Origin of the sequence: Acinetobacter nectaris CIP 110549 (assembly GCF_000488215.1) — a bacterium.
GTDB lineage: Bacteria > Pseudomonadota > Gammaproteobacteria > Pseudomonadales > Moraxellaceae > Acinetobacter > Acinetobacter nectaris.
The window spans coordinates 160,100-173,829 of the sequence record NZ_KI530723.1 but is presented as its reverse complement, the minus strand read 5'-3'; the positions used below and the strand labels follow the sequence as shown (position 1 = coordinate 173,829).

The 13,730-nt window shown below is 39.2% G+C and carries 10 protein-coding genes; 3 read left to right on the top strand and 7 right to left on the bottom strand.

Annotated features, from left to right (window positions below; genetic code table 11):
- From P256_RS07270 to P256_RS07245, 6 genes are all read right to left on the bottom strand, one after another.
- Positions 1 to 1,479, bottom strand: coding sequence for a UvrD-helicase domain-containing protein (locus tag P256_RS07270; RefSeq protein ID WP_023273043.1), 1,479 nt, complete (start codon positions 1,477 to 1,479; stop codon positions 1 to 3).
- 1 nt (position 1,480) lies between these two features.
- Positions 1,481 to 2,266 carry a bifunctional phosphoribosyl-AMP cyclohydrolase/phosphoribosyl-ATP diphosphatase HisIE gene (gene hisIE / locus P256_RS07265; protein WP_023273042.1) on the bottom strand — a complete coding sequence of 262 codons (786 nt, stop codon included), beginning with the start codon at positions 2,264 to 2,266 and terminating at the stop codon, positions 1,481 to 1,483.
- Positions 2,267 to 2,363: 97 nt separating this feature from the next.
- The gene (locus P256_RS07260) at positions 2,364 to 3,983 is read right to left on the bottom strand and encodes an ABC1 kinase family protein (RefSeq protein WP_023273041.1); all 1,620 of its coding nucleotides are present in this window, start codon (positions 3,981 to 3,983) and stop codon (positions 2,364 to 2,366) included.
- A gap of 3 nt (positions 3,984 to 3,986) precedes the next feature.
- On the bottom strand, positions 3,987 to 4,655 hold the full coding sequence (locus P256_RS07255; RefSeq protein ID WP_023273040.1) for a ubiquinone biosynthesis accessory factor UbiJ: 669 nt from the start codon (positions 4,653 to 4,655) through the stop codon (positions 3,987 to 3,989).
- 18 nt (positions 4,656 to 4,673) lie between these two features.
- Positions 4,674 to 5,597 carry a bifunctional demethylmenaquinone methyltransferase/2-methoxy-6-polyprenyl-1,4-benzoquinol methylase UbiE gene (ubiE, locus tag P256_RS07250; protein ID WP_023273039.1) on the bottom strand — a complete coding sequence of 308 codons (924 nt, stop codon included), beginning with the start codon at positions 5,595 to 5,597 and terminating at the stop codon, positions 4,674 to 4,676.
- Between the two features lie 142 nt (positions 5,598 to 5,739).
- On the bottom strand, positions 5,740 to 6,444 hold the full coding sequence (locus tag P256_RS07245) for a DUF8198 family protein (protein ID WP_023273038.1): 705 nt from the start codon (positions 6,442 to 6,444) through the stop codon (positions 5,740 to 5,742).
- A gap of 95 nt (positions 6,445 to 6,539) precedes the next feature.
- Between P256_RS07245 and P256_RS07240 the strand changes: the two genes are divergently transcribed.
- Positions 6,540 to 7,985 (top strand): phosphate--AMP phosphotransferase, encoded by a 1,446-nt coding sequence (locus P256_RS07240; protein ID WP_228130233.1) that lies wholly within the window; start codon positions 6,540 to 6,542, stop codon positions 7,983 to 7,985.
- A gap of 3 nt (positions 7,986 to 7,988) precedes the next feature.
- Here P256_RS07240 and P256_RS07235 read toward each other — a convergent pair whose 3' ends face one another.
- Positions 7,989 to 8,498 (bottom strand): class I SAM-dependent methyltransferase, encoded by a 510-nt coding sequence (locus P256_RS07235; RefSeq protein WP_023273036.1) that lies wholly within the window; start codon positions 8,496 to 8,498, stop codon positions 7,989 to 7,991.
- Positions 8,499 to 8,715: 217 nt separating this feature from the next.
- On the opposite strand from P256_RS07235, the gene P256_RS07230 reads away from it, so the two are divergent.
- Together P256_RS07230 and P256_RS13380 are read left to right on the top strand one after the other, a co-directional pair.
- Positions 8,716 to 12,390: an exodeoxyribonuclease V subunit gamma gene (locus P256_RS07230; RefSeq protein ID WP_023273035.1), complete on the top strand. Its 3,675-nt coding sequence runs from the start codon at positions 8,716 to 8,718 to the stop codon at positions 12,388 to 12,390.
- Between the two features lie 17 nt (positions 12,391 to 12,407).
- On the top strand, positions 12,408 to 13,730 hold a 1,323-nt coding region (locus P256_RS13380; protein WP_023273034.1), incomplete at its 3' end, for a UvrD-helicase domain-containing protein.

Below are 13,730 nucleotides of genomic sequence, written 5' to 3'. Positions count from 1 at the left end.
TTATTTTCTTGGTTTTTTATTTTTAAGTTGTTGAATCAGATCATAAATATAATGGATATTTAAACTTGATTTCGCACGTGTAGATGCAACGTAAAGCAAACGAAGTTCCTCATCACTAATTTTATAGTCATGTTGGTTGAGCTTAAATTGGTAGTCATCTTCAAGATGAACACGATCCCATTCTAAGCCTTTGGCTTTATGTGCAGTAGAAATAACATAGTCTGCTTCATCAATGGGGGTAATTTGGGTAAGTGCTTTTTTTAATGGGCCTGAACCATGTTCATCGACCAATCTTACCAATGGTTTTATATCACTGCCTTCATGTGTTTCACAGTATTCATGTACATCATGCCATGAGTTAAACCACGCAAGTTCAGGTACATCTGTAACGCGCTTTCCTTGTTTAAGCATACTTGCTGCATCTATAAAACGTCCTAAACGTGCATGATCTGCTTGCAAAGTCACTTTGTCATGATTGACTAGACCTGCGAGTAATAACTCCATTGCACGTGCATTGGTGCGACATAAAATGGCATCACGCTGTTTGGTATGAGGCTTATTCACCACTTTGGAGATTTGATTTGGATTCCCCAATAAAGGTACGGTTTCACCAAGTCCGCCAAGGAGTAAATTTGCCACTTGTGCAATGTCTTCACCAAAACGAAAGGATGTGGTGAGTCGTGAAGCAGGCAAAGGCAGCTTCTGCATGGCATTGACTGCACCACGCCATGCATAAATTTGTTGATGTGCATCGCCGACATAAATGACTTGGGTTTGTTGCTGTTTGAGCAAAATACCTAGCATGAGGGGATCGGCATCTTGTGCTTCATCAAATAATACGTAGTCTGCAGGAATAACGGGATTAGAGAGTGCCCATAGTTTTAAATAGATATCATGCCCGATACCTACTTGATGCTCAGGGTGAATTGACTCAAGCCAACGTCGCTCTAAAAAAGGGTACAAGTGTTTTTGTAATGCATTAATGTCGTCTGTATGTAGCCAACTAGGTGCTTGAATATGACGTGGGGCAGGGTATTGTGAGTTTGTAGAACAAAAATAACCTACAGCATTGACGACTAGACCTGCCAAGCGGCTTGGCATAATGGTATATTTTTCATAGCGTCCACCCATTAAGCGTCTCAGCGTAATCGGTTCAAGGCGGTATTCTTTGGCCAAAAAAGCAGGGCTTAGACGAGGAAGCCGTAACTTATCGGTAATTGAACGAGGGACACTGCGAAAAGCCAAGGAGTGAAAAGTTCTGCTGTCGACTTGTCGGTCAAACTTTTTTTGAGCTTCACTTGCAATGGCTTTATTAAATGCCAAATACATACCACGCCGTTGAGGCATGGCATGGCTAATCATTTGTAAAGTCGTGGTTTTACCTGTACCTGCATAAGCAACCACTTTGAATGATTCACCAAGCAATGCATGTTCAATGGCTGTACTTTGTTCGTTTGTAGGCTTTGGAGTTGTGGTCATCTTAATGTGTACGGTTTGCCTTTTCGACTAAACCTGAAAGACCTTGGCGTCGCGCAAGCTCATTTAGAATATCTTGTGGATTTAAGTTGAAGTATCCCAACATCACAATGCTATGAAACCAAAGGTCTGCCACTTCATAGATGAAGTCATTTTTATTGTTCAAGTTCTTTTCTAAGTCAAAATCTTTAGCAGCAAGAATAGTTTCAAAGCTTTCTTCACCCACTTTTTCTAGAATTTTATTTAAACCTTTATGATAAAGCTTGGCAACATATGAGCTGTCGGGATCTGCTTTTTGGCGTTCAACCATCATCTGACCTAAATAATCTAGAATTTCGACAGACTCTGCTTGTGTCATTGCACTTTCCATTGCAAGTGTATGTGCATTTTTCTCTGAGGCATTGGCATAAATGTCTTTAGGGTCTTTGAGTTGATGATCTACAATTTCCCAACCATTTTCAGTCAGCTTTCTATAAAAACATGACTCGCGTCCTGTATGGCAAGCAATGCCACCTTTTTGTTCTACTTGTAAAATAATGACATCTGCATCGCAGTCTAAGCGAATTTCATGGACAACTTGAAAGTGTCCTGAAGTTTCACCTTTATGCCACAATTTTTGGCGTGAACGAGAGAAGTAAACCGCTTGGTTTTTTTCTGCCGTCATTGCAAGAGATGTACGATTCATCCATGCAACCATGAGTACACGACCTGTTTGATGATGCTGTGCAATAGCAGGAATTAAGCCTTGTTCGTTAAATTTTACCTCATCAAGCCATTGCACGTTATTCATGGAAATCACCAAAATTAAAACTAAAAAAGAAAATATGGTCTATAACAGACCTATTCCAATAGTGTACGTGAAGTTATACGAATTCTAAACGCTTTTCTTATCGAACCAAACGCCATATGACAAGTAAGGCACTGATAATAATGAGCGGTATAGAAATAAACCAAGGTGAAATAATCGCAATAGAGAGCACAATTAAAAGTACGCTGCCAAAAATCCAGTTTCTTTTTTGCTGATACTCAAGCTGTAACCGCAGTTGTTGTATTTCTCGTAATTGCTTGTCTTGCCATGCAGACTGATTTTTTAATCCATTGAGGCTATCGACAATCAGACTTGGTAAATCTTGTGCACCGAGTAAAAGATCGGGGATCTGTTTACCAAATTGTTTAATATTATAAATAGGATCCATATTGGCTTTGACCCATTTGTTTAAAATAGGTTTTGCCAATTTCCAAATATCTAATTCAGGGTAAAGATCTGTGCCTAGGCCCTCGATATGTACTAGTGTTTTTAACAACAGCATGAGTTGAGGTGGTATTTCTAATCTAAAGCGCCGTGCAATATCCATAATTTGCAGTAAGATGCCTGCAAAGTCGAGTTCATGCATTGGCTGTGAAATCATTGGAGCAATGGTTCTGCGCATCTCACGTGCAAGTGCATCTTGGTTTGTATCGGGTGGAATCCAACCTGCTTGATGCACGACCTGAATCAATTGTGTAAAGTTGCCATTCATGACCGCAAGGAGCATGCGTGCCACAGTCATTTGGTCTTGTTTGGAAAGCTCACCCATAATTGCACAGTCAAGTGCAATGTATCTTGGGTTTTTAGGGTTAATGATTTCTACGAAAACATTGCCCGGATGCATGTCTGCGTGGAAAAAGTTATCTCGAAAAACTTGTGTAAAAAAGACAGTAAGTCCTTTTTCAGCCAAATCTGCACGGTCCATTCCCAAGCGGTCAAAGGTTTCAGTATCTGAAATAGGCACACCTGTAATGCGCTCGGCAACCATGGCATCTGTGCTATCCATATAGACTTCAGGCACATACATCATACTTGAGCCTATAAAGCACTGGCGCATACGACGGGTATTACTGGCTTCTAATGATAGATCGAGTTCATTGAGTATGGTTTGACGGTATTCTTGAATAATTTCAAGTAAATGTACTGCACGTGCAGCTTCGAGTCGGTTTTCTAAATGTTGTCCGAACCATGTTAAGACTTCAAAATCTTGAATGAGTTGGGGGCGAATATCAGGACGTGTTACTTTGACAACGACTTCACGGTCATCATGTAGGGCAGCCGTATGAACCTGAGCAATAGATGCAGCGGCAAGGGGTTGGTCATCAAAACGCTTAAATAAGGTATTTAAATCTGCTTTAAAAGCAGCTTGGATACGCTCTTTTGCCACTTGTACAGGAAATGGTTTGACTTGGTCTTGTAGCATGACCAATTGCTGTAAAATTTCAGGTGAAATTAAATCGCGTCTGGTAGAAAGCAGTTGCCCCATTTTAATGGCGAGTGGCCCCATATCTTCAAGGGCTTCTTTCAGTTTTATGGGGTTGTTTATATGCTTACTTGACCATGCTGCAGGGTGTAGGCGGATGAGCTTAAGTAATGGGCGTGCTTTGGGTGGAATATCTTCCGCAGAGATTAAAGTATCTAGTCGATAATGCGCTGCAATACGCCATACTTCGAATAAACGTGAAATATGCGGAATCATAATTTAATCACCCGAATGATTTAAAGGAAGCTTTGCTTTAAGCAATTTGATTTTAGCATCGAGGCGATCAATATTTTGTTGTAGTTGTCGAGTGCCTTTGTTGAGATCATCCATTTCCCATCGCGCAGCAAATAACTTGCTGTCTTCTTTAATGGTGTCTTCTAAAAAGAACATCTGACTTTGAATTGAGCGCTGAAGATATTTCGGCACAACATGTACTTGACCGAGAGCACTAGAAAGGTTTGCACCTATCCATGGTGAAAGCTGTGCAGCAATATCAGGTTGCATGTGCTGTAAAATATTCTGAATATTTTGCAGTAAATGATAGTCACCCTGTACAGGAATGTTGCCCATCTCTTTATTTAGTAGCAACTTTGCCAAGGCAACAATGTTCTCGACATGCAGTGTTGCGGTAGCATCAACCACATGCTCTTTTTGGTCAAAAGATCGTTGCTCAAAAATAGAAGTTGTTGATGCATGACCTGTAACCGTCGGTTCTAGTCGAATCTTTTCAGCATCGAAAAGAACATCTACAGAGAGTTGAGGAGAGTCAATAATGACGCGTAGTCGTTGACCTTCTAACGAATTCAATTGAATACGTGTGAGTGCGTCAAGGTCAACCATACGGTTAACCATTTTTTCTGCAACGCCAAGCGCCAATACTGACCACATGAGGAATATCCTTATGTTTTAAAGTTTAAAGCCACGATGCACAGCAACAATACCTGCTGTAAGGTTGTGGTAGTCACAGTTTTGGAAGCCTGCATTTTCCATCATGCCTTTCAGCGTTTTTTGGTCAGGGTGCATACGAATCGACTCTGCCAGATATTTATAGCTTTCTGAATCATTTGCAATGATTTTGCCCATTAGCGGCAATGCTGTAAATGAGTAAGCATCGTAGAGTTTTGAAAAAGGTTCAAAGATTGGCTTTGAAAACTCAAGAATAAGTAAGCGACCACCTGGTTTAAGTACACGTAGCATAGACTCAAGTGCAGCCTCTTTATTGGTAACATTACGTAAGCCAAAGCTAATGGTAACAAGGTCAAAACTATTGTCTTCAAATGGTTCTAAAGATTCAGCATTTGCTAAAACAAAGTCGACATTGGTACAACCTGCATCGATAAGACGATCGCGACCAACATTGAGCATCGACTCGTTGATGTCGGACAGAACTACATGCCCTTGTGAACCAACTTCACGACTAAATACCTTAGCAAGGTCACCTGTACCACCTGCAATATCCAGTACGTGCTGACCACGGCGCACACCTGACATCTGAATTGCAAAGCGCTTCCATAAGCGGTGAATACCAAATGACATAAGGTCATTCATAAGGTCATATTTTTTTGCAACAGAGTGAAATACATGAGCAACTTTTTGCTCTTTTTCTTCGGTACGTACTGTTTCAAAACCAAAGTGTGTGGTTTCACCCACGTGTTCGTTTTTATTTGCACCTTTTGGAAGTGTGTATTTATTATCGTTTGGTGTTTGCAATGAGGTTTGCTGACCCTGAGGCGTACCTTCAGGTAAAGGAGAAGATAAAAATGGACTCACTTTGTCTGACTGAGTAGCCGTATTTGGTGTTGTTGTAGGCGTTTGGTTTTCATTCGACATGGAGTCTCTCCTGATCACGAAGAATAGTTAAAAAGCGACATTCCTAAACAAGGAATCTTTGTTTGTATTTGCTGTAATGTATAGACAGGTCAATAATATACAGAAAAAACCTGTTGTTGTGGCATTTTATCTTACTGCTTGGTTAAGCAAATGGTGAAGGATGCCCCGTATGTAATTTTTCAATCACTTGTCGTTCTTTATTCGTAAACGTTTTTACAAAAGTTGCAGCAGAGTTTAGCGGTTTGAGCGCAACAAATCCCTCATGCATAAAACGATAGAGTGTGTCGAAGCGGTGTTTGTATGCAAGTGGTTTTCCCATTTTGAATGCAGTTTGTAGCATAAAAGAGCGTAAATGGCGGTCTAAATAGCAGCCCAGTTTGTCTGTCATTTCAATCTGTTTAAGGCGCTCTTTTTCTTGTTGTACTTGAATATAACACTGCTGCATCATTGCATTGTTTAAGGGGGTGTTGGGGTCATATTGTTTAAGCAGTGCTTCAGCAACTTCTTCATCGAGTTGTACGGCCAAGATGGAAAGCTCAATACCATGTGTACCTGTTTCAATCGCTGCACTTGGAATCAGACGTTCAATTTTATGTGCGTGTTGAATGAGGCGAGAAACTTGTTCTGCAATGAGATCAAAGTCAGGGCCACCATATAAACGTTGCACAAAATAGTGCCCCATCAGCTCATGGTTCTTTTGTGCAAAAAAATGTTGGTGTGCTTTGCATAGTCTGTGTTTCTGCCACTGTTGTACATCAAGTAAACGTTTTTTTAATGCAGGATTATTATGGTATTTAAGTTGTTGATACCGTGATACGAGATCATCAAGTACAGCAAGTTTTGACATATGAATATAAAACAACAAAAGAAAACATATTCATCATAAATTGCCTTGCTTCAAAATAATATATTTATCGCGTAAAAATACGGTATAAATTGATCATGAACGAAAAGAACAATAATGGGAAAGTAGATATGAACCAAAATAGTATGTGTGAAGATGAACTATCACTTGCACTCATCGAAGCACAATATGCTTTTAAAAAAGCACGTGGTACAAAAACTGGCAAAAGTTTGCTTATTTTGGTGAGTGGTATCGAACTTGCAGGAAAAGGTGAAGCTGTAAAACAATTACGAGAGTGGATGGATCCACGTTATTTAAGAGTTAAGGCAGACACACCAAATTTGCTGAATAATGAGCAACCTTTTTGGCAACCATATGTTTCCTCTGTTCCAAGAGAGGGACAAATTGTTGTGCTTTTTGGCAATTGGTATAGTGATCTACTCACAACAGCAATGCACATTAATCATCCTTTTGATGAAAGTACCTTTGATGGGTATGTACAGAAGATGCAGGCTTTTGAGGATGATTTAAAAAACAATGCTGTAGATGTAATGAAATTTTGGTTTGATACATCTTGGTCTCATTTGCAAAAAAGGCTTCAAAATATTGACTTGTCAGAACAGCAACTTCATCGTTTACATGGCGTCGATTGGCATAAGAAAAAGCAGTATGAAAATGTACAGAGATTACGCCAACGTTTTACTCAAGATTGGATTGTGATAGATGAAGATGATAATAAATCACGGAACACCAAGTTTGCACTTAATATCTTAAAGCATTTAAAACACGATGCTTTGTCATCTGTAGTCAATACAGCCATTTGGAAACAATCCAGTATTCATGAAAAACTAACTCATACTCCAGAACAAACATTTGATCATTCATCTTACAAACAGCAATTAAAAAAACTGACGAAACAAGTGGCTCACTTATTGCGTGAAGATCAACGCCGTATCGTCATTATGTTTGAAGGGATGGATGCAGCAGGTAAGGGGGGTGCAATTAAAAGAATTGTGAAGAAGCTTGACCCACGTGAGTACGAGATTCATGCGATTTCTGCACCAGAAAAGTATGAACTCAGACATCCTTATTTATGGCGTTTTTGGATGAAGACCAATCAGGATAAAATTACGATTTTTGATCGTTCTTGGTATGGTCGAGTGTTGGTCGAGCGTGTGGAAAAGTTTGCAGATGATGCGGCATGGCAACGTGCTTATGATGAAATTAATCGTTTTGAACAGGATCTCGTCAGTACCAATACGGTAGTGATTAAATTTTGGTTGTCTATCGATAAAAATGAGCAAGAAAGAAGGTTTAAGGCACGCGAAGAAACACCGCATAAGCGCTTTAAAATTACAGATGAAGATTGGAGAAATCGTAAAAAGTGGGATAATTATTTGCAAGCCGCTTCAGATATGTTTGCCAATACAGATACTGTTTTTGCACCATGGCATATTATTGCCACCGACAATAAGCGACATGCACGGTTACAGGTTCTAGAGGCAATTATTCAGCAAATGAAGGCGGGGTATCCGCCTTCATAAGGCTTAAGCACTTACAGTTGTAGGCTGAGATTTTTCCTGAACGCTTTTCGCAAGTTTGTAGCTGTCTTCAATATGTGTTTCAGCAATCTTTTTGAACACAATATAGCCCAAACTTGCTGAAACAATTTGACCACCGAGAGGAATAAACTTGGTGACTTGTTTGGTGAGCATACGACTAATAAAACCATTAATTGATTTTTTAACACCTGTGCGCGCTACCATTAGGCCTGTAAATTCAACGCCACGTTTGCGGAGTTCATCCCATTTTACTTCTTTGGTTTTTGGGTTGAAAACACTCACATATTCTTTTGAAAGCCCAAAGCGTTGGTTCATTTCGGGAATAAGCGATGTAAGTAAGCCGACATCGATGACAACATCAAAAAATGGAATAGGGACAATCGCAGCACCTGCTGAAATGTAAGCACGTTTTTTTATCAGCTCTAGGCACTCACGCTTTGCTTGTTCTAAGTCTAAATGTGGATCAATATATTCGGGTACATTATCAATATTCATATCATGATACCTTTAAAATTTTTGTTGCCGATAAAAGTGACAATAAGCTTAATATTTATATAAATTTGGCTTGATAAAATAAGGTTACATTTAATACGGTAATCTTCGCAAGTGTTTACGTATATAAAAAAAGTAATTGATACGTAAATTTACTTCACTACTTTAGATGAATAGAGTGATGTAATATGCGTCTTCTAGGAACGGAGGAATATAAGAAATGGGTATTCATGTATTTCAAAGCCAACAGCTTGAAGTGTTGGCACAGATGCTACTAAAGCAACAATCGAAAGTCACGAATGATCCATTTCAGGTGTTGGAAACACAGCATTTTATTGTGCCGAATCAGGCCATTGAACAATGGTTAAAACAATATATTGCCGAGCAACAAGGAATTAGTGCCAATCAAATTTATCATCAGCGTATTCAAACTTTTCAGTGGTATGTTTACCAACAAGTAATGACTGATAAAGACCAAGTTCGTCAGGCAAATATTCCTCGACTGGTCATGAAGTGGCGTATTTATGAAGCACTGCGTCCTTTTATTACATCTGCGCAAATAGAGCTCTCAGAGCAACATGCGTTATTCGATATTATTGCGCGTATTTTTGACAGTGCTGCACATTTAACAGACCCATTACAACGCCAAATAAAAAAGCAAAGCATGCTGTATTGGGTTTCTGAGCAGGTTTCTCGTCTATTTGGTCATTACATGTTATACCGTGGTTATTGTTTTGAAGGACATGCTCAAGGAAAGTGTACTTGTAAGCAAAATTGGCTCAATGCTTGGGGACAAGATAGACCTATTGATGTGGAGTCCTTGATTTCACCACAGTCCAAAAATATTTCTTTATATAATTTAGAGCAAGCCGAATCGTTAGAGGCATGGCAACGTTGGTTATGGCATGAAGTTTTTCATGAAGATTTTCTCAAAATCAAAGCCATTGATAAGCAGTTTTGGCAAATTTTAGAAGCAACCAAGACTACTGCATTAAAACAGTTACCTCGACAAGTCACAATTTTCACACTCTTAGATTTACCCCCAAATCAATTACAGTTTTTGCGCCGTTTGGGACAATATATTGATGTCACGATTTATCACTACAATCCATCGCAAGAATATTGGGCGGACAGTGTCGATCCAAATTGGAAAAAAACCTATGATGCGCAGGCTGTACAGCGTTTTAGGGATAAAACTGAGCGTCAAGGAAAAAAAGTTACAGACACAGAAATTGAAGCATTTATTCAAACCTTTAATGTAACGTTTAATGCAGAGGCAAGAGAGTCGAGACATCCATTGCTTACACGGTTTGGTAAACAAGCACGTGACCATTTCTCTTTATTGGCTGGCTTATCATCGGGTGAAGAGGGAATATGGGAAGATTTATTCTTTGATGATTATCGGAATACTTTATTGGGTAAAGTACAGTCCGATATTTTATTCCTTATGGAACCCGAAGCGCATGCTTATCCGCTTGCTTTAGAGGATCAGTCTATACAAGTGCATGTCTGCCATTCCAATTTAAGGCAGCTTGAAGTTTTAAAAGATCAGCTTACATATTGGTTGTCACAAGGAACAAAAGAAGCACCACGCCGTTTAGATGATATTTTAGTGGTTGCGCCTGATTTGAGTATGCTTGAGCCCATGATTCGTAGTGTGTTTGCACCACCACCGCGACAACAAGGGCAACGTCAGGAAAGTTATTTACCGATTAAAATTGTAGGTGTACCACAGTTTGATTTAACCAATGCGTGGTTGGCAGTGATTGGTCGAATTCAGTTGCCACAAGGGCGTTTTAAGTATAGTGAATTTGCCGATTGGTTAAGTTTATTGCCTACACAGCGCTATTATGGTTTAGATCATGAACAAGTGACACGCATGCTTACACTCCTTGAAAATGCAGGGTTTAAGCGTGGTCTAGATGAAGCACATTTAAAACGCTTTTTACTTGAAGAAGATCAGGATTATCGTTTTAGTTTTAAATTTGCTTTAGACCGTTTAGTCATGGGAATTGCAGTACCTGAACATACGATGGTTTTAGATACGTTAAGTTATGCGGACGTACAGCCTGAAGACTTTTCGTTGATCGGTTATTTAATTCAAATTTATAATGACTTGGATCATCGTCGAGACTGGCTAATTTGTCATGAGCAGGGAGAGCATTACAGCGTGGAGTATTGGCTGACTGTACTTGCGGAGGAAATTGCGCAGTTTCAGCAACAGGGCGAAGATATTTTACGTACAGTGGCGGAACTCATTCAGAAACATATTCGTATGTTGACGCTTTCAGTGACCTATGAAAAGCGCAATTCACAAGAAAAAATGGGGCAGTTAGATGACCTCACTTTACCACTTGCATATGTGATTTCAGAGATTGAGCAAGGCTTAGAAAGTCAGTTAGAAAATGCTGAACCGAGTGGGCATATTACATTTAGTGAAATTGGGCAAATTCGTCCCATTTCTTATCAATTAATGGTGGTTCTTGGTTTAGACAGTGGTGTGTTTCCAAGTCGTAATCAGCATGTCCCTTTTGATTTGATACAAGTTTTACGTCCAATTTTAGGTGATCGCTCACGTTTAGAAGATGATCAAGGCGCTTTTTTAGATACATTGTTATTAGCCAAAGAGAATTTTTGGTTATTTTATAATGGCTTTGATGAAAAAAGTGGTGAACTAATGCAACCCTCAAGTGTGTTGCAAGAGTTTATAGATCATTTGGCATTGATTACTCAAGAAAATATAAATACAGAAATTACAGAAGAAAAGTCGAAATATCTCAAAGAAATGAATGTACCAATACAGCTTGAATCTATGTATCACATTCATGCACTACAACCTTTTGATGCAATTAACTTTATCAATTCAGGTGCGATACATTACCAAGATCAATGGTTTGCAGTTGCACAGCAATTACAGCACCATTCAGGAAGAAGACAGCCTTGGATTGATCAGAGTTATGAAATGGATACATCGGATGTTGTGGTATTAGACAGCAACCAATGGGTGAATGATGTTACGTTCCCCGCACAGCTTTATTTAAAAACGCTTGGTGTCGAAAATATAAAAAATATTGAAGAAAATAATGATGAAGAACCCTTACTGTTGGATGGTTTAGCAAGATATGAAGTAAGGCGTTTTTTACAAGCACAAGATGAACCTGTCGAAAATATGCACATATTATTAGATCAGCTTCCTGTGGGTAAAGTGCAGCAGAGTGCATGGCAACAGTCGCAACAAGAGTATCTGACATTATTAGAACGTTTGCATACATATGCAGATAAGCCCACAGAAACGACACAACAAACGTTATGTATTTCAGAACATGTATACTTACGTATTACTGTGCCAAAGCAAGCCAGTGAAACGCAGTGGGTTGAGCTACAGATTTCAAGTGCACGTGCCGAACGACGTGCAAAAGCATGGCTTCATTATTTATTGTGGCTGCAGTATTTAAACCTTGATGAGCAAGGCAAAGACTATCGTTATATTGTTGTATTTAGTGATCAGACCATTACGTATGAAGGGGTTAGTTCAGCACAGGCAAATATCTTTTTGAAACATTGGTGGAGTCTATGGCAACACGCACTGAAGACCCCTGTTGTTTTGCCTGCCGCACTCTTGCTCAAACCTAGTGAAAGAAACAAACAGCCTGAATGGGCAGAAGAAAATGGTTTAGATGAAAAAACTTGGCAAACACTTTCTAAACATTGGAATGACCCACAAAAATATAGTGATGCATTCTCTGCAGGTGAGGATAAAGCATCGAAGTATCATCAAGATTGGCAATTTATTTTGCAGGAACAAGATGCAAGTATTTTATTAGAAAATCATTGTCGTGAATGGGCGTATCGCCTATATGCGCCCATTTATGAATATTTGAATGTTGATGAATAGTTGAAAAGGAAAACATTGTGAAACCAACTGTACGAGAAGTATCTTTTCAACCCATTCAAGATATTCAATTTCAAGGGCTACATTGGATAGAGGCTTCGGCAGGCTCAGGAAAAACCTTTACACTGTCTAGTCTTCTTGTGCGTATTTTGCTAGAAAAGCACTTGCCTAAACAAGTTGTAGCAACCACATTTACACGTGCTGCTGCCGCTGAGTTGAAACAACGTATTCGTATGCGCTTGGTTGAAATACATCAATTCTTTAAGGAACGACAAGGATTTGATGATCAAGCAAATATTGAGCATTTCAAGCAACTTAAGGTAGAGGGTGCAGACCCATTAAAAATTGTTTTATTAGAAAAATTTTCTACACAAGTAGCTTATGCATGTAGTCGTTTACAATTGGTTTTAGAGCAATTAGATGAGTTGTTTGTGGGGACACTCGATAGCTTTAGTCAAAAGTTATTGCGAGAGTTTGCATTTGAAAGTGGTAAAATTGAACGAATTGATATTACTGATCAGTCAAAGCAGTATACCGAGCAACTCATACATGATGTGCTGCGTGAATGGCTACAAAAACAGTCACAACAACAAGTAGATTGGTTTTATATGAGTGGTCGTCTAAAGCCAACTCATCAGTATATAAAAATTGTAGAAGATGCACTGAATTTTACCAGTGCATACTTTAAGCCTGTACAGCCTCCAAAAATAGAAGTAGACCAATTTTTAAAGTTACGAGACAAGCTACGAAATTTGAGCTTTGCTCACTTATCGTCTTACTACTTGGCAGATGGTAATTTTTTCCCAACTGTAAGCAAAACAATATTTAGACAAAATAGCTTTACTGTCTTATTTGAGCAAATTATTCCTGAGGCCATAGAACGTATTTTAAAAGAAGATGGGCGCCACTTCTTTTTAAAAGAATTTACAGATGCACGTACAACACTTGAAAAGTTTGTGAAGAACATTCAAGACGGTAAGGTTTTTACCAAGAAATGCGCTGAACAAGATGCAACACGCTTCTATACAGATGAAGCATTACAAAAATTGGTCGATGTATTGGCACATACACAGCATATGGAAAGTGCGCTTGTAGAAACGGAAGGTTATCTGAAATACCATTTATGTGAACAAGTGAAACTGCGTTTACCTGCACTCCTCCAGCAACAGGGTGAAACTACGTTTGCGCAGCAAATAAAAACTTTGTCTGAAGCACTACAAGGGGAGCAAGGTGAGCACTTTGCAGCTTTTGTTCAGACCAGCTACCCACTTATTTTGGTTGATGAATTTCAGGATACCAACCAAGAGCAAGACAACATGCTTGCCAGCATTTGGCGTGCACCC